The organism is Klebsiella sp. GN_Kp190 (assembly GCF_040061795.1).
GTDB lineage: Bacteria > Pseudomonadota > Gammaproteobacteria > Enterobacterales > Enterobacteriaceae > Klebsiella > Klebsiella michiganensis.
This window is the reverse complement of sequence record NZ_JBEAFN010000015.1, coordinates 39,570-64,553: the sequence shown is the minus strand read 5'-3', so window position 1 is coordinate 64,553 and position 24,984 is coordinate 39,570. Positions and strand designations below refer to the sequence as shown.

The 24,984-nt window shown below is 55.7% G+C and carries 26 protein-coding genes and 2 pseudogenes; 21 read left to right on the top strand and 7 right to left on the bottom strand.

Annotated features, from left to right (window positions below):
- The first annotated feature begins 15 nt into the window (after positions 1-15).
- Together ABLU67_RS12175 and ABLU67_RS12170 are read left to right on the top strand one after the other, a co-directional pair.
- The gene (locus ABLU67_RS12175) at positions 16-1,164 is read left to right on the top strand and encodes a cysteine desulfurase family protein (protein WP_049083763.1); all 1,149 of its coding nucleotides are present in this window, start codon (positions 16-18) and stop codon (positions 1,162-1,164) included.
- The gene (locus ABLU67_RS12170; protein ID WP_038424895.1) at positions 1,161-2,078 is read left to right on the top strand and encodes a DMT family transporter; all 918 of its coding nucleotides are present in this window, start codon (positions 1,161-1,163) and stop codon (positions 2,076-2,078) included. The genes ABLU67_RS12175 and ABLU67_RS12170 overlap by 4 nt, the downstream gene beginning before the upstream one ends.
- 251 nt (positions 2,079-2,329) lie before the next feature.
- Here the strand turns inward: ABLU67_RS12170 and ABLU67_RS12165 are convergent, their stop codons facing one another.
- Positions 2,330-3,385 carry an aminopeptidase gene (locus ABLU67_RS12165; protein WP_316548200.1) on the bottom strand — a complete coding sequence of 352 codons (1,056 nt, stop codon included), beginning with the start codon at positions 3,383-3,385 and terminating at the stop codon, positions 2,330-2,332.
- A 246-nt stretch (positions 3,386-3,631) separates the two neighbouring features.
- On the opposite strand from ABLU67_RS12165, the gene cysG reads away from it, so the two are divergent.
- From cysG to rpoS, 13 genes are all read left to right on the top strand, one after another.
- Entirely contained in the window at positions 3,632-5,038 is a 1,407-nt protein-coding gene (gene cysG, locus ABLU67_RS12160) for a siroheme synthase CysG (protein WP_163586344.1), read from the top strand.
- Between the two features lie 9 nt (positions 5,039-5,047).
- Positions 5,048-5,956: a sulfate adenylyltransferase subunit CysD gene (gene cysD / locus ABLU67_RS12155; protein WP_004104981.1), complete on the top strand. Its 909-nt coding sequence runs from the start codon at positions 5,048-5,050 to the stop codon at positions 5,954-5,956.
- A 9-nt stretch (positions 5,957-5,965) separates the two neighbouring features.
- Positions 5,966-7,393 (top strand): sulfate adenylyltransferase subunit CysN, encoded by a 1,428-nt coding sequence (cysN, locus tag ABLU67_RS12150; RefSeq protein WP_014226587.1) that lies wholly within the window; start codon positions 5,966-5,968, stop codon positions 7,391-7,393.
- Positions 7,393-7,998 carry an adenylyl-sulfate kinase gene (gene cysC / locus ABLU67_RS12145; protein WP_004853621.1) on the top strand — a complete coding sequence of 202 codons (606 nt, stop codon included), beginning with the start codon at positions 7,393-7,395 and terminating at the stop codon, positions 7,996-7,998. The genes cysN and cysC overlap by 1 nt, the downstream gene beginning before the upstream one ends.
- A 53-nt stretch (positions 7,999-8,051) precedes the next feature.
- Positions 8,052-8,378 carry a DUF3561 family protein gene (locus tag ABLU67_RS12140; RefSeq protein ID WP_004124286.1) on the top strand — a complete coding sequence of 109 codons (327 nt, stop codon included), beginning with the start codon at positions 8,052-8,054 and terminating at the stop codon, positions 8,376-8,378.
- A 140-nt stretch (positions 8,379-8,518) separates the two neighbouring features.
- A complete protein-coding gene (ftsB, locus tag ABLU67_RS12135; RefSeq protein ID WP_004104977.1) occupies positions 8,519-8,836 on the top strand; it encodes a cell division protein FtsB in 318 nt (105 codons plus the stop codon).
- Between the two features lie 19 nt (positions 8,837-8,855).
- A complete protein-coding gene (gene ispD / locus ABLU67_RS12130; RefSeq protein ID WP_004853617.1) occupies positions 8,856-9,566 on the top strand; it encodes a 2-C-methyl-D-erythritol 4-phosphate cytidylyltransferase in 711 nt (236 codons plus the stop codon).
- On the top strand, positions 9,566-10,045 hold the full coding sequence (gene ispF, locus ABLU67_RS12125; RefSeq protein ID WP_004853615.1) for a 2-C-methyl-D-erythritol 2,4-cyclodiphosphate synthase: 480 nt from the start codon (positions 9,566-9,568) through the stop codon (positions 10,043-10,045). Before ispD ends, ispF begins: the two co-directional genes overlap by 1 nt.
- Positions 10,042-11,091, top strand: a complete 1,050-nt coding sequence (gene truD, locus ABLU67_RS12120; RefSeq protein ID WP_064374711.1) for a tRNA pseudouridine(13) synthase TruD — start codon at positions 10,042-10,044, stop codon at positions 11,089-11,091. The genes ispF and truD overlap by 4 nt, the downstream gene beginning before the upstream one ends.
- Positions 11,072-11,833 (top strand): 5'/3'-nucleotidase SurE, encoded by a 762-nt coding sequence (gene surE / locus ABLU67_RS12115; protein ID WP_025106440.1) that lies wholly within the window; start codon positions 11,072-11,074, stop codon positions 11,831-11,833. Before truD ends, surE begins: the two co-directional genes overlap by 20 nt.
- Positions 11,827-12,453 (top strand): protein-L-isoaspartate(D-aspartate) O-methyltransferase, encoded by a 627-nt coding sequence (locus ABLU67_RS12110; RefSeq protein WP_009651549.1) that lies wholly within the window; start codon positions 11,827-11,829, stop codon positions 12,451-12,453. The genes surE and ABLU67_RS12110 overlap by 7 nt, the downstream gene beginning before the upstream one ends.
- Before the next feature lie 182 nt (positions 12,454-12,635).
- The gene (gene nlpD, locus ABLU67_RS12105; RefSeq protein WP_223852525.1) at positions 12,636-13,697 is read left to right on the top strand and encodes a murein hydrolase activator NlpD; all 1,062 of its coding nucleotides are present in this window, start codon (positions 12,636-12,638) and stop codon (positions 13,695-13,697) included.
- Positions 13,698-13,856: 159 nt separating this feature from the next.
- Positions 13,857-14,849, top strand: coding sequence for an RNA polymerase sigma factor RpoS (rpoS, locus tag ABLU67_RS12100; protein WP_004104962.1), 993 nt, complete (start codon positions 13,857-13,859; stop codon positions 14,847-14,849).
- 65 nt (positions 14,850-14,914) lie between these two features.
- Here rpoS and ABLU67_RS12095 read toward each other — a convergent pair whose 3' ends face one another.
- Positions 14,915-15,292 carry a DUF4440 domain-containing protein gene (locus ABLU67_RS12095; protein WP_032751032.1) on the bottom strand — a complete coding sequence of 126 codons (378 nt, stop codon included), beginning with the start codon at positions 15,290-15,292 and terminating at the stop codon, positions 14,915-14,917.
- The gene (locus ABLU67_RS12090; protein ID WP_048260277.1) at positions 15,289-16,503 is read right to left on the bottom strand and encodes an MFS transporter; all 1,215 of its coding nucleotides are present in this window, start codon (positions 16,501-16,503) and stop codon (positions 15,289-15,291) included. The genes ABLU67_RS12095 and ABLU67_RS12090 overlap by 4 nt, the downstream gene beginning before the upstream one ends.
- A 107-nt stretch (positions 16,504-16,610) precedes the next feature.
- Here ABLU67_RS12090 and ABLU67_RS12085 point away from each other — a divergent pair, with 107 nt between their 5' ends.
- Positions 16,611-17,498 carry a LysR family transcriptional regulator gene (locus tag ABLU67_RS12085; protein ID WP_128334710.1) on the top strand — a complete coding sequence of 296 codons (888 nt, stop codon included), beginning with the start codon at positions 16,611-16,613 and terminating at the stop codon, positions 17,496-17,498.
- On the opposite strand, the gene ABLU67_RS12080 is transcribed toward ABLU67_RS12085, so the two are convergent.
- The gene (locus ABLU67_RS12080; protein WP_004853601.1) at positions 17,495-17,911 is read right to left on the bottom strand and encodes a MarR family transcriptional regulator; all 417 of its coding nucleotides are present in this window, start codon (positions 17,909-17,911) and stop codon (positions 17,495-17,497) included. The two genes, ABLU67_RS12085 and ABLU67_RS12080, sit on opposite strands and share 4 nt — an antisense overlap.
- 169 nt (positions 17,912-18,080) lie before the next feature.
- Here ABLU67_RS12080 and ABLU67_RS12075 point away from each other — a divergent pair, with 169 nt between their 5' ends.
- The 4 genes from ABLU67_RS12075 (at position 18,081) to ABLU67_RS12060 (ending at position 20,838) form a co-directional block, all read left to right on the top strand.
- A complete protein-coding gene (locus ABLU67_RS12075) occupies positions 18,081-18,674 on the top strand; it encodes a non-oxidative hydroxyarylic acid decarboxylases subunit B (protein WP_102803719.1) in 594 nt (197 codons plus the stop codon).
- The gene (locus ABLU67_RS12070) at positions 18,674-20,101 is read left to right on the top strand and encodes a non-oxidative hydroxyarylic acid decarboxylases subunit C (RefSeq protein WP_004853598.1); all 1,428 of its coding nucleotides are present in this window, start codon (positions 18,674-18,676) and stop codon (positions 20,099-20,101) included. The genes ABLU67_RS12075 and ABLU67_RS12070 overlap by 1 nt, the downstream gene beginning before the upstream one ends.
- 10 nt (positions 20,102-20,111) lie before the next feature.
- Positions 20,112-20,348, top strand: coding sequence for a non-oxidative hydroxyarylic acid decarboxylases subunit D (locus ABLU67_RS12065; RefSeq protein WP_004853596.1), 237 nt, complete (start codon positions 20,112-20,114; stop codon positions 20,346-20,348).
- Positions 20,349-20,685: 337 nt separating this feature from the next.
- Complete coding sequence (locus ABLU67_RS12060) at positions 20,686-20,838, top strand: Hok/Gef family protein (RefSeq protein ID WP_009651623.1); 153 nt, start codon at positions 20,686-20,688, stop codon at positions 20,836-20,838.
- 119 nt (positions 20,839-20,957) lie between these two features.
- Here ABLU67_RS12060 and mutS read toward each other — a convergent pair whose 3' ends face one another.
- A complete protein-coding gene (gene mutS / locus ABLU67_RS12055) occupies positions 20,958-23,525 on the bottom strand; it encodes a DNA mismatch repair protein MutS (RefSeq protein ID WP_128334709.1) in 2,568 nt (855 codons plus the stop codon).
- A 170-nt stretch (positions 23,526-23,695) separates the two neighbouring features.
- Between mutS and ABLU67_RS12050 the strand changes: the two are divergent.
- A pseudogene (locus ABLU67_RS12050) lies at positions 23,696-24,072 on the top strand (integrase); the annotation flags it as partial.
- Positions 24,073-24,103: 31 nt separating this feature from the next.
- Here ABLU67_RS12050 and ABLU67_RS12045 read toward each other — a convergent pair.
- Positions 24,104-24,307: pseudogene (locus ABLU67_RS12045) on the bottom strand (IS256 family transposase); the annotation flags it as partial.
- A gap of 81 nt (positions 24,308-24,388) precedes the next feature.
- Positions 24,389-24,943 carry a hypothetical protein gene (locus ABLU67_RS12040; RefSeq protein WP_064358556.1) on the bottom strand — a complete coding sequence of 185 codons (555 nt, stop codon included), beginning with the start codon at positions 24,941-24,943 and terminating at the stop codon, positions 24,389-24,391.
- Positions 24,944-24,984 lie beyond the last annotated feature (41 nt).

Genomic DNA, 24,984 nt, shown 5'->3' with positions numbered 1-24,984 from the left:
GAAGTGGATATAAACATGATTTATCTGGATAATAACGCAACAACCAACATGGCTCCTGAAGTCCGCGCTACTGTTATACACTGCTTTGACGAATACTTCGCCAATGCATCTTCTGTCAGTCATTATGAAGGGATCAGAGCGCAAAATTATTTAGAAGAATGCAGGGCCATTGTGGCACAAATGATTGGGGCTAATGCGGAATTTATCACTTTCAATTCTGGTGCTTCTGAAGCAAATAACACGGTTATTCGAGCGGTGTCTGATTACTTCTTACACACCGGCAAGGTTCATATCATTACCAGTTCGATCGAGCACGAATGCCTGCTAAAAGTTTGTGAGTATGTCAGGCGACACGGTGTCGACATTACTTTTCTGCCTGTCGATCGTCTGGGACGCGTCTCCATTGAGGCTCTAAAAGAGGCTATCCGTCCAGAAACTCGACTAATTTCTGTCATGGCAGCGAATAATGAAACTGGTGTTCTACAGCCTCTGGATCAAATTGGAATTATAGCGCGCCAGCACGGTATATTATTCCATAGCGATGCCGCCCAGCTCGTGGGGAAACTCCCCTTCTCGGTGACACAGTCCAGCCCTGATTTTGTCAGTTTTTCAGCTCATAAATTCTATGGCCCCAAAGGCGTCGGCGCACTCTACAGCTCACGGCCTGACATCCTCCGGCACTCGCCACTCATTCATGGAGGAGGTCAGGAGTCAGGCATCCGTAGCGGCACAGTGAATCTTCCGGCTATTGCTGGAATGGCAAAGGCTGCTGAGCTGTTTATCTCCTCATATCCGCAGCGCATTGCGTTTCAAAAAGAGATGAAGAGTTATTTTATCGATCTCCTCGAATCAATAATGCCGGACGTTGTGATAAATGGCTGTAGGACGCAAAGCCTGCCTAATACCGTGAACTTCTCTTTGCCTGGCATTAAGTCCAGTATGCTTCTGAAAAAACTCAAAATGAAAGTTGCGCTCAGTAGTGCCTCAGCCTGTCATTCAACGGAACAAAAACCCAGCCATGTTTTAAGCGCTATGGGGCTGAATGATGCCTTGCTTCAAGGGGCAATTCGCATGAGCTTTAGCCATATGACGGAGCGTGAAGAACTTAAAACAGCAGTGGAGTTGCTTGCCGGTACAGCACAGCGCCTGGGGGGGATTAAATGAAGCCCAGAGTGCCAAAACGCTGGGTTGCCGAGCTATTGCTGGCCGTTGTCGCGGCGGGCTGGGGGATTGGTTTTCCGGTTATGAAAATGGTGGTCAATACCTATCCGGTAATGATGGTGTTAGGGCTACGCTTTCTGCTTTCGGCCTTCTTTTTGCTGCCGTTCAGCTTGAGAGGATTGGGAACATTATCGCGACAAACATTGCTGTCTGGTCTACTACTGGGTCTGCTATTGGGAACTTCATTTGTGTTCCTTATTTATGGTCTTCAGTTAACAACGGCCTCAAATACCGGTTTTCTTGCGGGGCTCAGCGTCATTTGGGTGTTATTGCTCACGGGACCATTGATGGGGAAACGCCCCTCTTTTGACGCGATATTAGCGACATTGTTTGGTCTTGCGGGTTTATATCTGATGGCCGATATCCAGGGATGGCAGCTCCATCTGGGAGATGGGTTGGTCGTTATTGGATCGTTGTTCACCGCCATACATATTATTGCGCTCGATCGTTTCTGCGCGCGTCATAATAATATGACACTAACGTTTTTACAGATCTCTACGATGGCCGTAATCTTTCTGGGACTACAGCACATCAGCGGAGGTGAGATTCTCCCTCGTAACTGGAGTAGCAAGCTTGTCATCGCGTTAGGGATAACGGCAGTCTTTTCTACTGTCATTGCTTTTTGGGTTCAGGCGCATTTCCAGCGGTATTCAACGCCAACGCGAGCCGTTCTGATTTACAATCTGGAGCCGGTGTTTTCCGCACTATTCGCACTCTGGTTATTGCATGAAACGTTTTCCGCCAATGTTATTTTCGGGGGAGGATTGATTCTGATAGGGATGTGCCTTCCGGGTATTCTGAAGATATTTTCGAAGCGCTCTAACGTAAATCCAACGGATCGGTTACGCGGATTGTAGCGGTGTGTTCAGACGGTGCTTGCGCCGTCCAGGCAACAGGACGGTGCCCAGCCAACGGTACAGGAAAACCCCTTTTCCCCGCAGGTTGGCCAGCAAGCTGAATGACTTCTGGCAGTGGAGACGGTGAGAGACATACCGCCTGCTGATTGAGCGAGGATTGTTAAAAAAGCACTCCCGGAGAAGTGCTAGCGGTATTAAAAAATGAAAACGCATCATGGCGACAGTCCTTGTTGCCGGATTTTATCGTTAGTCTATTTTGAGGCGGGTCTCTTCTCCGCCTTCGCCAGCTCTTTCACCAGCGGTAGCATCACTTTCATCACATCGCGTCCGCGATGCTCAATACGCCCCGGCAGCGCTTTATCAATATACTGTAGGTTATCCAGCTGTACGTCATGCCAGCTCGTGCCCTGCGGGAAGCTGCGTGATTTGCTCCGCTGCTGATAACCGTCTTTCTTACCTAATGACCAGTTGGTCGCTTCCACCGACAGTACCGGGATCCCGGCGCTATCAAAAACGCTGGCGTCGTTGCAGCAGCCGGTGCCTTTCGGGAAGCCCCGGTTCATCCCTGGATTGGTGAAGGCCGCTATGCCGTGGCTACGGGCGATAGCCAGCGCCCGGTCGCGGGTGAGCTTGCGCACCGATGCTGGCGTGCTGCGGCCGCTATTAAAGTACAGCTTATCGCCCACCACCAGGTTATCGAGATTAATCACCAGCAGGGTGTTTTTCTTTTCCGCGTCGCTCATGCGCTTAAGCAGATTCTGCGCACCCAGCCGGCCTTCTTCTTCGCCGCTGGTGGCAACGAAGCGAATACCGTAACGGGTAGGAACGTTCTTTAACTGTTCAGCAAGTTCCAGCATGACGCCGAGACCCATCGCGTTGTCGTCTATCCCCTGCAGGGTCAGGCCGCCGAGGTTGTTTTCAACATCTTTATCGCTCTGCGGCGCGTAGGTATCCAGGTGCGCCATGATAATAATCTGCTGACGAGATTGGCCTTCATGAGCGGCGATCACCGTACTGCCGGTGGCGTTATGCCAGTTTTTACGCTGATTGCTATCGGTATAGACGTAGCGGGTATTGAAGCTGCGCACATCGCTCTGGTAGCCCATCTGGGCGAACTGCTGGCGGAGATAATCGGCCGACAGCATCTCGGCCGGCGTGCCGGTCATTCTTCCGGGATAAAAGGTGGCGATATGACGAGCCTGGGCATTGGCAGTTTCGCCCGGGGCGCTGAATGCCGGGGCGGCGGAGAAGACAAAACCTGCGCCCAACGCCAGGGGGAGCAGGCGACGGCACAATGCGGAAAACATAGGGGGTCCTTTAGCACTTAAAACAATTTCACCCGCGTAGTATGAAACTGTGACCGGGGTTAAACAATTTCAATCGCTCTTAAATGGTGGAAAAACCGCGTGTTAAGCACTTTTTGATATTTGCTTTCCCAGGTCGTTATTCTTTTGAGTAACAACTCATTCCATTTCGTAATTTCATTTGCTCTAAACCGCACCCTATAGTCGCTCTATTGCTGATTGTAAGAGAGTTGTTGCGCAGTGGAATACTTGCCGATATTTGCCGAAGTGAAAGACAGACCCGTGCTGGTGATCGGCGGCGGCGAGATAGCCGCGCGTAAGATTACGTTTTTGCTGCGTGCTGAAGCGAAGGTGCAAATTGTCGCCGAAACGTTGATACCGGAACTTGCCGAAAAGGTCGAGCGCGAGGAAATTCAGTGGCGGGCAACCGTATTCGAAGAGCAGCAGCTTGACGACGTATTCCTGGTGATTGCCGCCACGGAAGATGACGAGCTGAACCAACGCGTTTATGTCGCGGCTAACGCGCGCTATCGGCTGGTCAACGTCGTGGATAATCAGGCGCTGTGCTCGTTTGTCTTTCCATCCATTGTCGATCGTTCTCCGCTGCTGGTGGCTATCTCTTCCAGCGGAAAAGCGCCGGTGCTGTCGCGGATTTTGCGCGAAAAAATCGAAGCGCTGCTGCCCACCAACCTGGGGCGGCTGGCTGAAACGGCGAGCTACTGGCGTCACCATATTAAAACCCATCTGAAAACCACCGCCGAACGCCGCCGCTTTTGGGAGCGCGTGTTTACCGGTCGCTTTGCCAGCCTGATGCTGGCGGGCAATAAAGATGAAGCGGAAAAAGCGCTGGAAGATGAACTTCTTCAGCCGGAAAAACGCCCTGGTGAAATTATTCTCGTCGGGGCAGGGCCAGGCGATGCCGGATTGCTGACCCTGCGCGGCCTGCAGGCCCTTCAGCAGGCGGACGTGGTGTTTTACGACAACCTGGTCACCCCGGAAGTACGTGAACTGGTGCGCCGGGACGCGGAGACAATCTGCGTCGGCAAAAGCGCCGCCGGCGTATCTGTACCGCAGCAGGAGATCAACCGCCTGCTGCTGGAAGCGGCGAAAACGGGCAAAACGGTGATTCGCCTGAAGGGCGGCGACCCGTTTATTTTTGGCCGCGGCGGTGAAGAGCTGCAGGCCGCAGCCGAAGAGGGCATTCCGTTTCAGGTCGTCCCGGGCGTCACGGCGGCGGCGGGTGCAACGGCCTATGCCGGTATTCCGCTGACGCATCGTGATTATGCCCAGAGCGTAACCTTCATTACCGGGCACTTTGGCGCTGAAAATTCGCCGCTTGACTGGGCGCGGCTGGCGCAAAGCGGCCAGACCCTGGCCATTTATATGGGCAGCCTGAAAGCGGCGGAAATCAGCGCTCAGCTGATCGCCAACGGCCGCGGAGGCGATACCCCGGTGGCGGTAATCTCGCGCGGCACCCGCGCCGATCAGCAAACGAAGACCGGCACATTACAACAGCTTGAAAACCTGGCGAAAGACGCCCCGATGCCCGCGCTGCTGGTGGTGGGTGAAGTGGTGCAATTACATCAACAGCTCGCCTGGTTTCAACACACCTCATCCTCAGACGCCTTTAAGGCTTCTGTAGTAAATCTGGCTTAAGGAACGGTTATGGACCAAAAACGACTTACTCACCTGCGGCAACTGGAGGCGGAAAGCATCCATATCATTCGTGAGGTGGCCGCCGAATTCTCTAACCCGGTGATGATGTACTCCATCGGCAAAGACTCCAGCGTGATGCTGCATCTGGCGCGTAAAGCGTTTTATCCAGGCACCCTGCCGTTCCCGCTGCTGCACGTCGATACCGGCTGGAAATTCCGCGAAATGTACGAGTTCCGTGATCGTACCGCTAAAGCCTACGGCTGTGAGCTGCTGGTGCACAAAAACCCGGAAGGGGTGGCGATGGGGATTAACCCGTTCGTTCACGGCAGCGCCAAGCATACCGATATCATGAAAACCGAAGGCCTCAAGCAGGCGCTGAACAAATACGGCTTCGATGCCGCGTTCGGCGGCGCCCGTCGCGATGAAGAGAAATCCCGCGCTAAAGAGCGTATTTACTCCTTCCGCGACCGCTTCCACCGCTGGGATCCGAAAAACCAGCGCCCGGAGCTGTGGCACAACTATAACGGCCAGATTAACAAGGGCGAAAGTATCCGCGTGTTCCCGCTCTCCAACTGGACCGAGCTGGACATCTGGCAGTACATCTATCTGGAAAATATTGAAATTGTTCCGCTGTACCTGGCGGCGGAGCGTCCGGTGCTGGAGCGCGACGGGATGCTGATGATGATCGATGACGATCGCATCAATTTACAGCCCGGCGAGATGATCAAAAAACAGATGGTACGCTTCCGCACCCTCGGCTGCTGGCCGCTGACCGGCGCGGTGGAGTCCAATGCGCAAACGCTGCCGGAGATCATCGAAGAGATGCTGGTCTCGACCACCAGCGAACGACAGGGGCGGGTGATTGACCGCGACCAGGCAGGCTCCATGGAGCTGAAGAAACGTCAGGGTTATTTCTAAGGAGCCGCCATGAATACGACTATTGCACAACAAATTGCCAATGAAGGCGGCGTTGAAGCCTACCTGCATGCCCAGCAGCACAAAAGCCTGCTGCGCTTTTTGACCTGCGGCAGCGTCGACGACGGCAAAAGTACGCTGATTGGCCGCCTGCTGCACGATACCCGTCAGATTTACGAAGATCAGCTCTCTTCGCTGCATAACGACAGCAAACGTCACGGTACCCAGGGCGAAAAACTCGATCTGGCGCTGCTGGTGGACGGTCTGCAGGCCGAGCGTGAGCAGGGCATTACCATTGACGTCGCCTATCGTTACTTCTCAACCGAGAAGCGCAAATTTATTATCGCCGACACCCCGGGACACGAACAGTATACCCGCAACATGGCGACCGGCGCGTCAACCTGCGACCTGGCGATCCTGCTGATCGACGCGCGCAAAGGCGTGCTCGATCAAACCCGTCGTCACAGCTTTATCTCCACGCTGCTGGGGATCAAACACCTGGTGGTGGCGGTGAACAAAATGGACCTCGTCGATTTTAGCGAAGAGACCTTTAACACCATCCGTGAAGCGTATCTGACCTTTGCTGAACAGCTGCCAGGCGATCTCGACATTCGCTTTGTCCCGCTTTCCGCGCTTGAAGGGGACAACGTCGCCAGCCAGAGCGATAAAATGCCGTGGTACAGCGGCCCGACGCTGCTGGAAGTGCTGGAAACCGTTGAGATTCAGCGCGTGGTGGAAAGCCAGCCGCTGCGCTTCCCGGTGCAGTACGTCAACCGCCCGAACCTCGACTTCCGCGGATTCTCCGGTACGGTTGCCGCCGGCAGCGTGAGCGTAGGACAGCGCCTGAAAGTGCTGCCGTCGGGGGTGGAATCCACCGTGGCGCGCATCGTCACCTTTGACGGCGATCTGCCGGAAGCGGCGGCCGGGGAAGCTATCACTCTCGTGCTGAAGGATGAAATTGATATCAGCCGCGGTGACCTGCTGGTGGACGCGACGGTCTCTCTGCCTGCGGTACAAAGCGCCAGCGTTGATGTGGTATGGATGGCGGAGCAGGCCCTAACGCCTGGCCAGAGCTATGACATTAAAATCGCCGGTAAGAAAACCCGCGCCCGCGTGGATGGCGTACGCTACCAGGTTGATATTAACAACCTGACCCAGCGCGAAGTGGAATCGCTGCCGCTCAACGGCATTGGGCTGGTGGATCTGACTTTCGACGAGCCGCTGGTACTCGATAAATACCAGGATAACCCGGTCACCGGGGGCCTGATTTTTATCGATCGTTTGACCAACGTGACCGTTGGCGCAGGGATGGTACGCGAACCGAACGAGCAGGCTCAGGCAGGCGCTTCGCAATACAGCGCATTTGAGCTTGAGCTGAACCAGCTTATTCGCAAGCACTTCCCGCACTGGGACGCCCGCGACCTGCTGGGAGGCAAGTAATGGCCCGACATGACGAAAACGTCGTCTGGCACGCGCATCCTGTCACGCAGGCGCAGCGCGAGCAGCATCATGGCCATCGCGGCGTGGTGCTGTGGTTCACCGGGCTTTCGGGCTCGGGGAAATCCACCGTTGCCGGCGCGCTGGAAGAGGCGCTGCATCGGCTCGGCGTGAGCACCTATTTACTGGATGGCGATAACGTGCGTCACGGCCTGTGCAGCGATCTTGGCTTCAGCGACGACGACCGCAAAGAAAACATTCGCCGGGTGGGTGAAGTGGCGAAGCTGATGGTGGATGCCGGGCTGGTAGTATTGACTGCGTTTATATCACCGCATCGCGCAGAGCGGCAGATGGTGCGCGAACGTTTGGGCGAAGGGCGCTTTATTGAAGTCTTTGTCGATACACCGCTGGCGATCTGCGAAGCGCGGGATCCGAAAGGGCTGTACAAGAAGGCACGGGCCGGGGAGCTGCGCAACTTTACCGGAATTGATTCAGTGTATGAATCCCCGGAGCGCGCCGAAATTCACCTCGACGGTGAACAATTGGTAACAAATTTGGTGCACCAATTATTAGACCTGCTACGACAGAGCGATATTATCAGATCCTGAAACGGCAGCGGCATCATCACAGGATGCCGATCGCCAGGTCAACAGGATTCGATATGCGCAATACCCAGAACATCAGTATTATTCGTTCAGAACCGCCGCCGGCAGTCAGCGACGAGACCACCTGGTCTCTGTCGGGCGCTGCCGTTGGCTTTATTTCATGGCTGCTGGCGCTGGGTATTCCCTTCCTGATCTATGGCAGTAACACGCTATTTGTCCTCCTCTACACCTGGCCGTTCTTCCTGGCATTAATGCCGGTTGCCGTCGTGGTTGGCATCGCGCTGCATTCGCTGATGGACGGCAAACTTCAGTACAGCGTCTGCGCGACGATTTTAACCGTCGGACTGATGTTCGGTCTGCTGTTCCTCTGGCTACTGGGGTAGTCCTTTCTACGAATGAATCTAGCCTGGGTATCAACGGTAAAAATGTGGTACAGTCCCCGCGTTACGCGGCGTCGTCCGCGCGCCAGAGTAGAGAACTCGGGCGAGTTATGGGATGATGATGCCGTTTTTCAGGGGGCAGGATGGGTAAACTAACGCTGCTGTTATTGGCTTTGCTGGTCTGGCTGCAGTACTCGCTATGGTTCGGCAAAAATGGTCTGCACGACTATAGCCGGGTTAACGACGATGTCTCCGCGCAGCAGGCAACGAACGCTAAATTAAAAGCACGCAACGATCAGCTGTTCGCCGAAATTGACGACCTCAACGGCGGTCAGGAAGCTATCGAAGAGCGCGCGCGCAATGAACTCAGTATGACCCGCCCGGGCGAAACGTTTTATCGTCTGGTGCCGGATGCGTCAAAACGCAACCAGGCCGCGGGGCAACAGCAGAATAATCGATAAACAGGCCCAGGATTACAACATGGCAGCCACTTTTCCGGGCGTTTGCGCCGTGGTGCCGGCAGCCGGTTTTGGCCGCCGCATGCAAACGGAATGCCCTAAACAATATCTCTCAATCGGTAACAAAACGATTCTCGAGCACGCGGTCGCCGCGCTGTTGGCAAACCCCCTTATACAGCGGGTGGTGATTGCCGTCAGCCCGGGCGACGTTCGCTTCAGCCAACTGCCGTTGGCGAACCACTCCCAAATCACCGTCGTTGATGGCGGCACGGAACGCGCGGACTCCGTTCTCGCTGGCCTGAAGGTTCTTGGCGAAGCCGACTGGGTGCTGGTGCACGATGCCGCGCGCCCCTGCCTGCACCAGGACGATCTCAGCCGCCTGCTTCAGCTATGCCAAACCAGTCGTACGGGCGGCATTCTGGCCGCTCCGGTTCGCGACACGATGAAGCGCGCGGAGCCGGGCAGGGCTGCCATCGCCCATACCGTTGAACGTAACGATTTATGGCACGCGCTGACGCCGCAATTTTTCCCTCGCGAACTGCTTGTTGATTGCCTGACGCGGGCGCTTAATGAAGGGGCGACCATCACCGACGAAGCCTCGGCGCTGGAGTACTGCGGCTTTCATCCTGAACTGGTCGCCGGACGAGCTGATAATATTAAAGTGACGCGCCCGGAAGACCTGGCGCTGGCCGAGTTTTACCTTACCCGTTCCCGACACCAGGAGAAGGCTTAATGCGAATTGGACACGGTTTTGACGTACACGCTTTTGGCGGTGAAGGCCCAATCATCATCGGCGGCGTGCGCGTACCCTACGAGAAAGGGCTGCTGGCCCACTCCGACGGCGACGTCGCGCTGCACGCGCTGACCGATGCGCTGCTCGGCGCGGCGGCGCTGGGCGACATCGGCAAGCTGTTCCCGGATACCGACCCGGCCTTTAAGGGCGCCGACAGCCGCGAACTGCTGCGCGAAGCGTGGCGGCGGATTCAGGCGAAAGGCTATACCCTTGGCAACGTTGACGTCACCATTATCGCCCAGGCGCCAAAAATGCTGCCGCATATTCCCCAGATGCGCATCTTTATTGCCGAAGATCTCGGTTGCCATATGGACGATGTTAACGTCAAAGCCACCACCACGGAAAAGCTGGGCTTTACCGGTCGCGGCGAAGGCATTGCCTGTGAAGCGGTGGCGCTGCTGCGTAAGGCGGAGAAATGATCGCTTTTGACGAACTCACTTATCTGCATGGAAAACCGCTGAGCCAGGGGCTGCTAAAAGCCAACCCGGAGGACTTCGTGGTGGTTGAGGATCTCGGCTTTGCGCCTGACGGCGAAGGCGAGCATGTGCTGGTGCGTATTCTGAAAAACGGCTGCAATACACGTTTTGTTGCTGACGCGCTGGCAAAATTCCTTAAAATTCATGCGCGTGAAGTGAGCTTTGCCGGGCAGAAGGACAAACACGCGGTGACTGAACAGTGGCTGTGCGCCCGAGTGCCGGGCAAAGAGATGCCCGACCTGAGCAAATTTCAGCTTGAAGGCTGTCAGGTACTGGAGTACGCGCGCCATAAGCGCAAGCTGCGCCTCGGGGCGCTGAAGGGGAACCAGTTTACGCTGGTGCTGCGCGAAATCAGCGATCGCGACGATGTCGAAACGCGTTTACAGGCGATTGCTGAGCATGGCGTACCCAACTATTTTGGCGCCCAGCGCTTCGGTATCGGCGGCAGTAACCTGCTGGGGGCGCTGCGCTGGGCCGAGAGCGGCGCGCCGGTGCGCGATCGTAATAAACGCAGTTTTTGGTTGTCGGCGGCCCGCAGCGCATTGTTTAATCAACAGGTTGGTATTAGATTAAAAAAACCGGAATTTAATCAGGTTGTTGATGGCGATGCGCTACAATTAGCGGGGCGCGGAAGCTGGTTCGTTGCGGCCTCTGAAGAACTGACGGAACTCCAGGCGCGGGTAGATAACCGCGAGCTGATGATTACCGCTGCGCTTGTGGGCAGCGGCGACTGGGGAAGCCAACGGGGTGCGCTGGCCGCCGAGCAGGCGGCAGTGGTCGAAGAGACGCAGCTACAGGCGCTGCTGGTGCGTGAAAAAGTAGATGCCGCCCGCCGGGCGATGCTGCTTTATCCCCAGCAGATGAGCTGGAACTGGTGGGATGACGTTACCGTTGAACTGCGTTTCTGGCTGCCCGCGGGCAGCTTCGCCACCAGCGTAGTAAGGGAGCTTATCAATACAACGGGTGACTATGCGAATATTGCTGAGTAACGATGATGGGATTCATGCGCCGGGCATTCAGACCCTGGCAAAGGCCTTACGGGAATTCGCTGAGGTTCAGATAGTTGCACCCGATCGTAACCGCAGCGGAGCGTCGAACTCCCTGACGCTGGAATCTTCGCTTCGTACTTTCACTTTTGATAACGGCGATATCGCCGTACAGATGGGCACGCCGACGGACTGTGTTTATCTCGGGGTCAACGCCCTGATGCGGCCGCGTCCGGATATCGTGGTTTCCGGCATTAACGCCGGACCCAACCTCGGTGACGACGTCATCTATTCCGGCACCGTTGCCGCCGCGATGGAAGGCCGTCATCTGGGCTTTCCGGCGCTGGCCGTCTCGCTAAACGGCTATCAGCATTACGATACCGCCGCTGCGGTCACCTGCTCTATTCTGCGCGCTTTAGGCCGCGAGCCGCTGCGCACCGGGCGCATTCTCAATATCAACGTGCCGGATCTGCCTCTTGAGCAGATCAAAGGTATCCGCGTGACCCGCTGCGGCAGTCGCCATCCTTCCGACCAGGTGATCCCGCAAAAAGATCCGCGCGGCAATACGCTGTACTGGATCGGACCGCCGGGCGAAAAGTACGACGCCGGGCCGGATACCGACTTTGCCGCCGTGGATGAAGGCTATGTGTCGGTCACGCCGCTACACGTCGATTTAACCGCCCACGGCGCGCATGAGGTGGTTAGCGGCTGGCTGGATCGCGTTGGAGTTGATACGCAATGGTAAGTAAACGTGTTGAAAGTCTTCTCAATCAGCTCCGCACGCAGGGCATTATTGACGAGCGCGTGCTGAACGCGATCGCCATGGTGCCGCGAGAAAAGTTTGTTGATGAAGCCTTTGAACATAAGGCGTGGGAAAACACGGCGCTGCCGATTGGTCAGGGGCAAACCATCTCGCAACCCTACATGGTGGCGCGGATGACCGAGCTTCTGACGCTAACGCCGGAGTCCCGGGTGCTGGAAATCGGCACCGGCTCTGGCTATCAGACGGCGATTCTGGCGCATCTGGTGCATCACGTTTGCTCGGTTGAGCGAATTAAGAGTTTGCAGTGGCACGCGCGCCGTCGTCTTAAACAACTTGATTTACATAATGTTTCAACCCGTCACGGCGATGGATGGCAGGGTTGGCAGGCGCGTGCGCCGTTCGACGCGATTATCGTTACCGCCGCGCCGCCGGAAATTCCGGCCGCGCTGCTGGCGCAGCTGGACGATGGCGGCGTACTGGTGCTGCCGGTTGGCGAAGAGCATCAGTTCCTGAAGCGGATCCGTCGGCGCGGCAACGAGTTTGTCATTGATACTGTCGAAGCCGTGCGCTTTGTTCCCCTCGTGAAGGGGGAGTTAGCCTGAACCCGGATTATTCCAGGTTTTTTTGCCTGCATTTAGGCATAGGGTGGACGCATTTTTCGTGTCCTGGCCGGGCGCCGTCCGGTGAGCAAGATATTGGTAGTTAACATATTCCTGGGGGATAAATGAGCGCGGGAAGCCCAAATTTTACCTTAAGCCGCATTGCGGCTTTATCACTGGTGTCACTGTGGCTGGCAGGCTGCAGCAGCTCCAACAATCCGCCTGCGCCGGTCAGCTCGGCTGGCGGGACGTCGTCTTCCAGCACGAATTCCGGAATGCTGATCACGCCTCCATCCAATAACGTTCCGCAGGCGCGCCCGGTACAAACGCAGCCGGTGCAGACGCAGCCCGCTCAGGTTCAGCCGATGGCTCAGGAGCCGGTACAAACGGTGAACGGCAAAATTGTCTACAACCGTAAGTATGGGGATATTCCGAAAGGTAGCTATACCGGCGGCAGTACCTATACTGTTAAACGCGGCGACACGCTATTCTATATTGCGTGGGTCACCGGGAACGACTTCCGCGACCTGGCGCAGCGTAATAATATCCCGGCGCCGTACGGTCTGAACGTGGGTCAGACGCTGCAGGTTGGTAACGCGTCCGGTCAGCCAATCACCGGAGATAACCCTGTCGCCCAGGCCAGCGTGAAGGCCAGCAGCGGCGGGATGTTAACCGCAAATTCTGCACAAAAATCCACCGCGGTGGTTGCGTCCCAACCAACTATTACGTATTCTGAATCTTCAGGTGAACAGAGTGCTAATAAGATGTTGCCGAATAACAAGCCTGCGACGACGACAACAACCGTCGCGCCTGTTACGGCCCCGGCTGTCAGCACAACCCAATCGACTGCAAGCAGTACGTCAACCAGTTCGCCGATCTCTTCATGGCGCTGGCCGACTGATGGCAAGGTTATCGAGAACTTTAGTGGTGCCGAAGGTGGCAATAAAGGTATTGATATTGCAGGCAGTAAAGGACAGGCTATTGTCGCGACCGCAGATGGGCGCGTCGTCTATGCCGGTAACGCACTGCGCGGTTACGGTAATCTTATTATCATCAAACACAACGATGATTACCTGAGCGCCTACGCACATAACGATACGATGCTGGTAAAAGAGCAACAAGATATCAAGGCGGGGCAGAAAATCGCTACCATGGGTAGCACAGGTACAAGTTCTACACGTTTGCATTTTGAAATTCGTTACAAGGGGAAATCCGTCAACCCGCTGCAGTATTTACCGCAGCGATAATTTGGCAAAGTACGGATAAGCTCAGTATCGCTAAAAGAGGCGCCAGGGCGGCCAGAATGCCTGCTTTACCGGGGCAGAAAAGGTTCTCGTCCGGGCGTCTTTTAAGTGATGTTTAGCGGAAGGTGCTTTGCTCAGGGATCACGGGTAGGAGCCATCTTTATGAGTCAGAATACGCTGAAAGTTCATGATTTAAATGAAGACGCGGAATTTGATGAGAACGGAGTCGAGGTTTTTGATGAGAAAGCCTTAGTTGAAGAGGAACCCAGTGATAGCGATCTGGCTGAGGAAGAGCTTCTTTCGCAGGGAGCAACCCAACGGGTGCTCGATGCGACGCAGCTTTATCTTGGAGAGATTGGTTATTCCCCACTGCTGACGGCCGAAGAAGAGGTTTATTTTGCGCGTCGCGCGCTGCGTGGTGACGTTGCGTCACGCCGCCGGATGATCGAAAGTAACCTGCGTCTGGTCGTCAAGATAGCCCGCCGTTACGGCAATCGCGGTCTGGCTCTGCTGGATCTGATTGAAGAAGGTAACCTGGGGCTGATTCGCGCAGTTGAGAAGTTTGACCCGGAACGTGGGTTCCGTTTTTCGACTTACGCGACCTGGTGGATTCGCCAAACGATTGAACGGGCGATCATGAACCAAACCCGTACCATTCGTTTACCTATCCATATCGTCAAAGAGCTGAACGTTTATCTGCGTACCGCACGCGAGTTGTCCCATAAGCTGGACCACGAGCCAAGCGCGGAAGAGATAGCCGAACAGCTGGATAAGCCAGTTGATGACGTGAGCCGGATGCTGCGTCTGAACGAGCGCATTACCTCGGTGGATACACCGCTGGGCGGCGACTCGGAAAAAGCGCTGCTGGATATTCTGGCCGATGAAAAAGACAACGGCCCGGAAGACACCACGCAGGACGATGATATGAAACAAAGCATCGTCAAATGGCTGTTCGAACTGAACGCCAAGCAGCGTGAAGTGCTGGCTCGTCGCTTTGGTCTGCTCGGCTATGAAGCCGCGACGCTTGAGGATGTGGGCCGCGAAATTGGCCTGACCCGCGAACGCGTGCGTCAGATCCAGGTAGAAGGTCTCCGCCGTCTGCGGGAGATCCTGCAAAGCCAGGGGCTGAACATCGAAGCGCTGTTCCGCGAGTAAGACACCTTTCTTAAAAAAGGCTCAATCCTTTGATTGGGCCTTTTTCTTTTTTGGGCCTCCGTCGCTTACGCGATCGCCGTCTCGTGGAGGTGCCGCCAGATGATTTTCTCTTCCTGCAGACGGAAAAGAACCGTCGACCAGCGCGCGGTTTCCGCTTTGCCTGGGAGAGCGTGTGTTTCCCGGTAGCTCACCGCTGCGCCATCGCGCCATTCGGCAAGTATGGCGGCACTATCGACGACAATCTTTAAGCCCGGACGGCTGGCGCGAGCCCCGTGAAAAAAGGCGCTGACCGCCTGATGATCCATGCGCATACCGTTTATCGGGATCATGGTAAAGTCCGGGCTAAAGCGACGCATCAGCGCGTCGGCGCTCCCGTCCCCCTGATTCAGCCAGTTTTCTATAGCCACGTGGGCCGCAATAACTTCCGCAATATAGCGATTCATTTGTTCTCCATTTTACCGTGCAGGCGCATGATTATCGCCCGGTTATCGAAGGTAAGGCAGCCCAGCAGCGGCGCCAGGGTCAACGCGGCGGCGGCGATAAATACGCCACGCCACGCCTGCGGCGTTGGCCAGTAAAGCAAAAAGGCGCTCAGTAAGGCTGCCAGTAGCGCAGATCCCATCAGGAAACTGAGCTGGCGGTTAAGATTCCACAGCGCGCTGGCGTCCGGCATATCGCCGTTCGCCACATTCAGAAACGCGCTGCTCTGGGCCGTACTGCTGCACAGGCTGCCGCCTGCGCCCATGAATATAAATGCCGCGATTAGCATACTGCTGGCGGTATGCGCATTGACGCCAGCCAGGGTGACGATCCCGACAGCCTGGAGAAGGCAGCCGACCGCGATAAGCGGGCGGGGGCCGAGACGATTGAAATAGCGGCCGGTCGTCGCGATCGCCACAAACGAGGCCAGCGACCACGGAAGCATCAGGGCGCCGATGGCGGAGGGCGACATCCCCGTCACGCTTTGTAAATAAAACATCCCGACGACATTGATGCCAATAAAAGTCCCCGGCACGCAGAGATAGACCAGCATTGAAAAGCGCAGCAGCGGATCGCGCAGTAGCGAGAGACGCAGGAGTCCCCCCGGCCGCGCGACGCGTCTCTCATCCTTAATCCACAGCGCTGCCAGTCCGAACGTCAGCAGCGCGATCGGCAGGCTGGCAAAGAAAACCCAGCGCCAGCTGAGCGACTGCACCAGCACCCCGCCGATCGCCGGCGAGCACGCCGGCGCCAGCAGCCCGACCAGCATCACCGCGGCGGAAAGTTTCGCCCGCTCATGAGGCCTGAACTGTTGCCAGGTTAGCGACTGGCCTAGCGGAATCAATAGTCCGCCGCCCATCCCCTGCAGGGCGCGCCACATGACAAGGCTGGTCAACGAGTCGGCCATTCCTGCGGCCAGAGCCCCAAAGCTAAATATGCTGAGCGAAAGCAGGAATACCCGCCGGGTACCAAACTGCTGGCTGAGCCAGGCGCTAAATGGCAGTACCAGCGTGAGTCCGGCAATATAGCCATTGCTGACCCACGCCAGTTCGCCCACCGACGCGTGCAGCGTCCGGCTCATCGCCGGAAAGGCGACGCTGGCGATGAACATATTGATTAAGTCGAGAAAGAAACCCAGCAGAAAAACGGTTGCGACCTTGCTGCGATACGTCATTGATTAAACCCCCCGTGAAGGCCGCTACTGTAAACCTCAGCGTCAGGGCGAATAAACACGACATTCGGAGATATACTGTCTGAAATTTTTTGACAATTGGCGGCGCGATGCTGAACCTGCAGCGGATGAACATGTTTGTAGCGGTGGTCGATAGCGGAAGTTTTACCGCGGCGGCGACGGCGCTGGGGCAGACCAAGGCGGTGGTGAGTTTCAACATTCGCCAGCTGGAGAGCGAGCTGGGGGTTACGCTGCTGTTGCGATCGACCCGTCGGCTGACGCTGACGGAAGCCGGTTCGCTCTTCTATCATCGCGGGGTCGCGCTGCTGAAAGCGGCGGAAAACCTGCAGGACGACGTCCGGGGCAGCCACGTGGGGTTGAGCGGTGAACTGCGGATCACAACGACGCCAGAATATGGCGCGCAGGTGATTATCCCGGCGCTGGCGGAGTTCAGCCAGCGGCATCCAGCGCTCCGCGTGCGCCATGTTTCTTCTTCTCACCACGCGGATTTAATCTCCGAACGGTTTGACGTGGCGATTCGCCTCGGGACGCTGGCGGATTCGCGCTACCGCGCGGCGCTGATATCGCGTTTTGCCATCGTCCCGGTTGCTGCCCCATCATGGCTGGCGCAGCATCCTGTAAAGACGCTTGAGGAGCTGGCCCACGCGGCGTGGATTATTCATGAACGTCTGACCGCACCGCTCCGCTGGCGGCTTACCGGGCCCGATGAGGAGAGCATCGCCTTCGAGATTAAACAGGCGCCGCGGCTGTCGGCAGATAGCGCCAGCGCGCTGATGGCCTTTGCGCTGGCGGGCAGCGGCATCGCGCTGCTGCCCGAATGGCTGGTGGCCGCTGCGCTGGCAGACAGCGCGCTGGTGAAGGTAATGCCGGCGTTTAGCTTTCCGCGCCAGGGGGTGTACGCGGTTTACCCGGACGCGCAGCACGTTCCCGTCAGGGTCCGGGCGTTTATTGATTTTCTCCGCGAGCGCCTGGGTTAATTGGGCTCTCGCGCTATCAGCTTGTGGATGATTTGCGAAAACTGCTGGCGCTCTTCATCGTTCAGCCGACCTAAAAATTCTTCATCAACGGCGTTACCCAGCGGCATTGAGCTTGCCAGTAGCGCTTCGCCTTCTGCGGTTAAATAGACAAACCGACGGCGTTTGTCCGCCGGATCGTGTTCGCGACGAACCAGACCGCGGCTCTCCATTCGGCTCAGCATCTCCGCCAGCGTCGCTTTTGTGCTGACCGCCGCTTCCGTTAGCGTCACCTGTTCAATGCCGGGATGTTCGGCAATGGAACGCATCACCGCATACTGCGGTTTGGTGAGGTCCGGCAGTTCAAGCTGCCAGCGGGCGGTGTGCTGCTGAAAAAGCTGGCGTAGCAGGTGAAACGCCTCGTTTTTTAACTCCATGACAACTCCGTAATCAAACCGTCGGTTCTATGATAGCCGTTCGGGAGGGGTTTTAGCATTTTTCCTGTTTTGATGAAAAATGCGGCCGTGTACGAACGCACTTGCACGAAAAGCTCATCAAGCGTAGTTTTAATAAAAACGTTCGTATACGAACAATTGTGAGGCGATGATGAAGCTAATTGTAGGGATGACCGGAGCGACGGGTGCTCCGCTGGGCGTGGCGCTGCTCAAAGCGCTTCGAGAGATGTCGGAAGTGGAAACGCATCTGGTGATGTCAAAGTGGGCCAAAACCACCATTGAGCTGGAAACGCCTTACAGCGCCCGTGAAGTGGCTGCGCTGGCCGATTTCTCGCACAGTCCGGCGGACCAGGCCGCCGTTATCTCATCGGGTTCATTTCGTACCGACGGCATGATCGTTATCCCCTGCAGTATGAAAACGCTGGCGGGTATCCGTGCCGGTTATGCCGAGGGGCTGGTGGGGCGGGCCGCGGACGTGGTGCTGAAAGAGGGGCGTAAGCTGGTGCTGGTGCCGCGTGAAATGCCGTTGAGCACGATCCATCTGGAAAACATGCTGGCCCTGTCACGCATGGGGGTGGCGATGGTGCCGCCCATGCCCGCTTATTACAACCATCCCAAAACCATTGAGGACGTCACTGACCACGTTGTCACGCGGGTGCTGGATCAGTTCGGTCTGGAGTATCACAAAGCGCGCCGCTGGAGCGGGTTGCGGGCGGTAGAGAATGTATCACAGGAGAATGAATAATGGCTTTTGATGATTTGCGCAGCTTTTTGCAGGCGCTGGACGACCAGGGGCAACTGCTGAAAATTAGCGAAGAAGTGAACGCGGAGCCGGATCTGGCCGCGGCGGCAAACGCGACCGGGCGCATCGGCGATGGCGCTCCCGCGCTGTGGTTTGACAATATTCGCGGTTTTACCGATGCGCGCGTGGCAATGAACACCATCGGTTCCTGGCAGAACCACGCTATCTCGCTGGGGCTGCCGCCGAATACGCCGGTGAAAAATCAGATCGACGAATTTATTCGTCGTTGGGATAAATTCCCGGTAACGCCGGAGCGGCGGGCAAACCCGGCGTGGGCGGAAAATACCGTCGACGGCGAGGCGATTAATCTGTTCGATATTCTGCCCCTGTTCCGTCTCAATGACGGCGACGGCGGCTTTTATCTCGACAAAGCCTGCGTGGTTTCTCGCGATCCTCTCGACCCGGACAATTTTGGTAAGCAAAACGTCGGCATTTACCGTATGGAGGTGAAGGGCAAACGTAAACTCGGCCTGCAGCCGGTACCTATGCACGATATCGCTCTGCATCTGCACAAAGCGGAAGAGCGCGGTGAAGACCTGCCGATTGCCATTACCCTGGGTAACGATCCGATTATCACCCTGATGGGCGCCACGCCGCTGAAATACGATCAGTCGGAATATGAGATGGCCGGCGCGCTGCGTGAAAGCCCGTACCCAATCGCCACCGCGCCGCTGACCGGCTTCGACGTACCGTGGGGGTCAGAGGTGATCCTCGAAGGGGTGATTGAAAGCCGCAAGCGCGAAATTGAAGGCCCGTTCGGCGAATTTACCGGCCACTACTCGGGCGGCCGTAATATGACGGTGGTGCGTATCGATAAGGTTTCCTACCGCAGCAAGCCGATTTTCGAGTCCCTCTATCTCGGTATGCCGTGGACCGAGATCGACTACCTGATGGGCCCGGCCACCTGCGTACCGCTGTATCAGCAGCTGAAGGCCGAGTTCCCGGAGGTGCAGGCCGTCAACGCGATGTACACCCACGGCCTGCTGGCGATTATCTCCACCAAAAAACGCTACGGCGGCTTTGCCCGCGCGGTGGGTCTGCGGGCGATGACCACGCCGCACGGCCTGGGCTACGTGAAGATGGTGATCATGGTTGATGAAGACGTCGACCCGTTCAACCTGCCGCAGGTGATGTGGGCGCTGTCGTCGAAGGTCAACCCGGCGGGTGACCTGGTGCAGCTGCCGAATATGTCGGTCCTGGAGCTTGATCCAGGCTCCAGCCCGGCGGGGATCACCGACAAACTGATTATCGACGCCACCACGCCGGTTGCGCCCGATCTGCGCGGCCACTACAGCCAGCCGGTACAGGATCTTCCTGAAACCAAAGCCTGGGCTGAAAAACTGACCGCCATGCTGGCCAACCGTAAATAAGGAGAAGAAGATGATTTGTCCACGCTGCGCCGATGAACATATTGAAGTGCTGGCAACATCGCCGGTAAAAGATGTCTGGACGGTATTCCAGTGCCAGCACTGTTTCTACACCTGGCGGAATACTGAACCGCTACGCCGCACCAGCCGGGAACATTATCCGGAAGCGTTCCGCATGACCCAAAAGGATATCGATGACGCGCCAATGGTGCCTCATATTCCGCCGCTGCTGGCGGAAGATAAACGCTAAAATCAACGGGCCCGCTTAGTCGGGCCTTTTTATATTTAGTTAATCAATGCAAAATATTTATTAATTAAATTTTCAAATTGCATAAAAGGTTAATAGAGCAGATACGTTTGCGAGCCTTCTTCCAGTTTATAATAAAATCAACGGGTTTGATAAATTACCGATAAGTTTCGCGGCCGGGAAAATATAGAATAGCGGCGGGTGCTTGAGGCTATCTGGCTTTGAGCATTGACAAGGAGTCAGATAGACGAAAGCCCCAGAAGATATTTCTATCAACCGAGGCTGGCGTATGAACCCTAACAATTCAGATGTTAGTCTCTTCTTTGCAGGGAGGCAAGACATGCTAACAAAATATGCCCTTGTGGCAATCGTCGTACTGTGTATTACGGTACTGGGATTTACGCTTTTGGTGCGCAGCTCGCTGTGCGAACTCAGTATTAAAGAGCGTAGTATGGAGTTTAAAGCTGTTCTCGCTTACGAATCGAAGAAATAGCATCAGCGCGGGGGCAACCCCGCGTATTGGTTGTCAGGATGCATCCTCTCGCACCCAGTTTGCATTTGTTAAAACGGCAGCACCGCAGGGCGCTGCCGTTTTTTCACGTTAAACGAGAACTACACCAGGCTCTTCAGGCGATAGATCCACTCCAGCGCCTGGCGCGGAGTCAGCGAATCCGGGTCAAGATTCTCCAGCGCTTCAACCGCGGGCGAGGTCTCTTCCGGAGCGGAAAGCAGCGACATCTGGGTACCGTCCACCTGCGTGGCGGCAGCGCTCGGCGCAATGCTTTCCAGCTCGCGCAGCTTCTGCCGCGCGCGTTTAATCACCTCTTTCGGCACACCGGCCAGCGCGGCAACCGCCAGACCGTAGCTCTTACTGGCCGCGCCATCCTGCACGCTGTGCATGAAGGCGATGGTGTCGCCGTGCTCCAGAGCATCAAGATGGACGTTGGCCACGCCTTCCATTTTCTCCGGCAGCTGGGTCAGCTCGAAGTAGTGGGTGGCAAACAGGGTCAGGGCCTTAATCTTGTTCGCCAGATTTTCCGCGCAGGCCCACGCCAGCGACAGGCCATCGTAGGTCGAGGTGCCACGACCGATTTCATCCATCAGCACCAGGCTATGCTCGGTGGCGTTATGCAGAATATTGGCGGTTTCGGTCATCTCTACCATAAAGGTTGAGCGGCCGCTGGCCAGGTCATCCGCCGCGCCGACGCGGGTGAAAATACGATCGATGGGGCCGATGTCGACTTTTTCCGCCGGAACGTAGCTGCCGATATACGCCAGCAGGGCGATCAGCGCGGTCTGACGCATATAGGTACTTTTACCGCCCATATTCGGGCCGGTGATAATCAGCATTCTCCGCTGCGGGGCGAGGTGCAGCGGGTTAGCGATGAACGGCTCTTTCAGAACCTGCTCAACCACCGGATGGCGGCCTTCGCTGATACGAATACCCGGCTTATCGCTAAAGGTCGGGCAGCAGTAGTTGAGGGTCTCCGCGCGCTCGGCGAGGTTCACCAGCACATCGAGCTCCGCCAGCGCGCTGGCGCTCAGCTGCAGATCGCCAAGATGCGGCAGCAGCATATCGAAAAGTTCATCGTACAGCTGCTTTTCCAGCGCCAGCGCCTTCCCTTTGGAGGTCAGCACTTTGTCTTCATACTCCTTCAGCTCAGGAATAATATAGCGCTCGGCGTTCTTGAGGGTCTGGCGACGGACGTAGTGGATCGGCGCATGCTGGCTCTGACCGCGGCTAATCTGGATGTAGTAGCCGTGGACGGCGTTGTAGCCTACCTTCAGCGTGTCCAGCCCCAGGCGCTCGCGCTCGCGAACTTCCAGTCTGTCGAGGTAATCGGTCGCGCCATCGGCCAGCCCGCGCCACTCATCGAGTTCCGCGTTATAGCCGGGGGCGATAACGCCGCCGTCGCGAACCAGTACCGGCGGCGCATCGATAATCGCCCGTTCCAGCAGTTCACGCAGCTCGCTAAATTCCCCCATCTTTTCCCGGAGCCGCTGTACTGGCGCACAGTCGACGTCCCCCAGCATCGCGCGCAGTGCCGGCAGTTGCTGGAAAGCGTGACGCATACGCGCTAAATCGCGAGGGCGGGCGGTGCGCAGCGCCAGGCGCGCCAGAATACGTTCGAGGTCTCCGACCTGGCGCAGTACCGGCTGCAGCTCGGTGTAATGTTCCTGCAGCGCGCCGATGGTCTGCTGGCGCTCTACCAGCACGGCGGTGTCGCGCGCCGGCATATGCAGCCAGCGCTTAAGCATACGGCTGCCCATAGGGGTCACGGTGCAGTCGAGCACCGAGGCCAGCGTATTATCAAAGCCGCCGGCCAGGTTCTGGGTGATCTCCAGATTGCGGCGGGTGGCCGCATCCATAATGATGCTGTCCTGCTGGCGCTCCATCGTGATGGAGCGGATATGCGGCAATGACGTGCGCTGGGTGTCTTTGACGTATTGCAGCAGGCAGCCGGCGGCGCACAGGCCGCGCGGGGCGTTTTCAACGCCGAAACCAACCAGATCGTGCGTGCCAAACTGGAGATTGAGCTGCTGGCGCGCGGTGTCGATTTCAAATTCCCACAGCGGACGGCGGCGCAGGCCGCGGCGGCCCTCAATCAGCGACGACTCGGCAAAATCCTCCGCGTACAGCAGCTCGGCGGGGTTGGTGCGCTGGAGCTCCGCCGCCATCGTTTCGCGGTCAGCGGGTTCGCTCAGGCGAAAACGTCCGGAGCTGATATCGAGGGTGGCGTAGCCAAAACCTTTACTGTCCTGCCAGATGGCGGCCAGCAGATTGTCCTGGCGTTCCTGCAGCAGCGCTTCATCGCTGATGGTACCCGGAGTCACAATGCGGACGACTTTGCGTTCAACCGGCCCTTTGGTGGTTGCCGGATCGCCAATCTGTTCGCAAATGGCCACCGACTCGCCCTGATTAACCAGCTTAGCCAGATAGTTCTCTACCGCGTGATGGGGGATCCCGGCCATCGGAATCGGTTCGCCCGCGGAAGCGCCGCGCTTCGTCAGCGAGATATCCAGCAGCTGCGATGCGCGTTTCGCATCGTCATAGAACAGTTCGTAAAAATCACCCATTCGGTAAAACAGCAGAATCTCCGGGTGCTGGGCTTTCAGCTTGAGATACTGCTGCATCATCGGGGTGTGGTTAGAGAAGTCCTTATCAATTTCTTCATTCATATTGATTTTACTCATTTTTTAATTCTTTCGAGTACTCATGTGGCACATTTAAACCCCTGTAAAACTCACATGAACCCACAAATTTGTAGCTCACTTGTAGCTCAGAACGCGATAAGTTACCCTCTAATCATTCTTGAGCTACAAATGGTAGTGGTGCTTAGAGAACAACCCTGAATCAATCTTTTATTATCAATAAGTTAATCATAATTTTGAAGCCTGCTCTTAGTGATCCAGGAAAAATTGTTTTCGAAGTTACCCTGACCAAAAACCTTACACAGTCTTTGATGATCACAGGGACGCTCCTGTGGGATTCGGGGTGAAGGTAAGTTTGACGAAAAAAACATATGTAATCCAGAGAAGAGTGCCTTCCGATGCTCGTGATGTGAAAGAAGATAAGAAACCGAGTTCGGTCCTAAAAGTGAAAGTAGGAAATGTTTCTGGTTATCCGAGGCTCGATCAAGCCCGTGAAGCCGCCAGGGTATTGGTTCAGACCATGAGCGCTACCAAAAGAAATCCCAATAGGGTTAAGCGAGAAACAGAGGCTTCATAACTCATTATTAATGAGGTGTTTGCTCACTATCGCAAAGCAGGGTTTTTGACGAGTAGCCATTGCGTGTATTAAAGCCTTTTTTGGGCGCGTTTTTCTCATGCCAGGGTTCAGCATTGGGTGCTGTTTCGAGGGTTAAATCCGTCAGCATACGGGAAAACTGGTTTAAGTCAGCTTTGGTTTTGAGGCCTTTAGCCAGTTCGGCAGTCAGCGCCTTAAGTTTGTTTTCGTCCATAATTTGCCTGTCTCCATTGTTGGGATGAACATATCAAAAACAGGCAGATACACAATTTAAATTACAGTCTCATGAAAGATCCTACTTTTTTCTATACATCTCTATGTTGAAGTTTTTGCCAAAGGGATTTATAGCTTCTAATAACTTTTTGTCATGGTCATCATTTTTTATAATGTAAGACTGACTTGCTCCAGGCGCTGTGAAATCTTCTATGGTCTTAAGTTTTTGATTGGAAATTCTTTCCATCATATCAAAATCTTGAGATCCCAACACCTTCCCTTTATAAACCATTTTTGCGGGAATAGACTTCAAAGTATTAAGTGTTGTTATTAGTTCTTTATTATGAATATTCCAATCTCCAGCACCATTAATAGCAAAGGTTATGATAGTTGTGCTATCTGGTTGAAAAGACATATCAGCATTAACATTGTATTTTCCATTAGAAAAGTATGATGTCTCTCCATTTACCCTAATTGTAATTCCTGCACTATCATATGAATAATCTGATGTCCATATGCCAATGATGTCATCACTCTTGTGCGCATCTGGAGTTTTGGGAAAGAAGTAGGCGCATATTCCTACAAGAGCAGCTACAAATAACACTATCTCCATACCTAATTTAATTTTTTTATCCATGATGTGATATTCGCCAATGGTCGGTTGATGATTATAGATGA

Bases quoted from the DNA above. Each gene is read 5' to 3' on its own strand.
- ABLU67_RS12175 (WP_049083763.1), top strand. From the start codon at position 16: ATGATTTATCTGGATAATAACGCAACAACCAACATGGCTCCTGAAGTC.
- ABLU67_RS12170 (WP_038424895.1), top strand. From the start codon at position 1,161: ATGAAGCCCAGAGTGCCAAAACGCTGGGTTGCCGAGCTATTGCTGGCC.
- ABLU67_RS12165 (WP_316548200.1), bottom strand. From the start codon at position 3,385: ATGTTTTCCGCATTGTGCCGTCGCCTGCTCCCCCTGGCGTTGGGCGCA.
- cysD (WP_004104981.1), top strand. From the start codon at position 5,048: ATGGACCAAAAACGACTTACTCACCTGCGGCAACTGGAGGCGGAAAGC.
- cysN (WP_014226587.1), top strand. From the start codon at position 5,966: ATGAATACGACTATTGCACAACAAATTGCCAATGAAGGCGGCGTTGAA.
- cysC (WP_004853621.1), top strand. From the start codon at position 7,393: ATGGCCCGACATGACGAAAACGTCGTCTGGCACGCGCATCCTGTCACG.
- ABLU67_RS12140 (WP_004124286.1), top strand. From the start codon at position 8,052: ATGCGCAATACCCAGAACATCAGTATTATTCGTTCAGAACCGCCGCCG.
- ftsB (WP_004104977.1), top strand. From the start codon at position 8,519: ATGGGTAAACTAACGCTGCTGTTATTGGCTTTGCTGGTCTGGCTGCAG.
- ispD (WP_004853617.1), top strand. From the start codon at position 8,856: ATGGCAGCCACTTTTCCGGGCGTTTGCGCCGTGGTGCCGGCAGCCGGT.
- ispF (WP_004853615.1), top strand. From the start codon at position 9,566: ATGCGAATTGGACACGGTTTTGACGTACACGCTTTTGGCGGTGAAGGC.
- truD (WP_064374711.1), top strand. From the start codon at position 10,042: ATGATCGCTTTTGACGAACTCACTTATCTGCATGGAAAACCGCTGAGC.
- surE (WP_025106440.1), top strand. From the start codon at position 11,072: ATGCGAATATTGCTGAGTAACGATGATGGGATTCATGCGCCGGGCATT.
- ABLU67_RS12110 (WP_009651549.1), top strand. From the start codon at position 11,827: ATGGTAAGTAAACGTGTTGAAAGTCTTCTCAATCAGCTCCGCACGCAG.
- rpoS (WP_004104962.1), top strand. From the start codon at position 13,857: ATGAGTCAGAATACGCTGAAAGTTCATGATTTAAATGAAGACGCGGAA.
- ABLU67_RS12095 (WP_032751032.1), bottom strand. From the start codon at position 15,292: ATGAATCGCTATATTGCGGAAGTTATTGCGGCCCACGTGGCTATAGAA.
- ABLU67_RS12090 (WP_048260277.1), bottom strand. From the start codon at position 16,503: ATGACGTATCGCAGCAAGGTCGCAACCGTTTTTCTGCTGGGTTTCTTT.
- ABLU67_RS12085 (WP_128334710.1), top strand. From the start codon at position 16,611: ATGCTGAACCTGCAGCGGATGAACATGTTTGTAGCGGTGGTCGATAGC.
- ABLU67_RS12080 (WP_004853601.1), bottom strand. From the start codon at position 17,911: ATGGAGTTAAAAAACGAGGCGTTTCACCTGCTACGCCAGCTTTTTCAG.
- ABLU67_RS12075 (WP_102803719.1), top strand. From the start codon at position 18,081: ATGAAGCTAATTGTAGGGATGACCGGAGCGACGGGTGCTCCGCTGGGC.
- ABLU67_RS12070 (WP_004853598.1), top strand. From the start codon at position 18,674: ATGGCTTTTGATGATTTGCGCAGCTTTTTGCAGGCGCTGGACGACCAG.
- ABLU67_RS12065 (WP_004853596.1), top strand. From the start codon at position 20,112: ATGATTTGTCCACGCTGCGCCGATGAACATATTGAAGTGCTGGCAACA.
- ABLU67_RS12060 (WP_009651623.1), top strand. From the start codon at position 20,686: ATGCTAACAAAATATGCCCTTGTGGCAATCGTCGTACTGTGTATTACG.
- mutS (WP_128334709.1), bottom strand. From the start codon at position 23,525: ATGAATGAAGAAATTGATAAGGACTTCTCTAACCACACCCCGATGATG.
- ABLU67_RS12040 (WP_064358556.1), bottom strand. From the start codon at position 24,943: ATGGATAAAAAAATTAAATTAGGTATGGAGATAGTGTTATTTGTAGCT.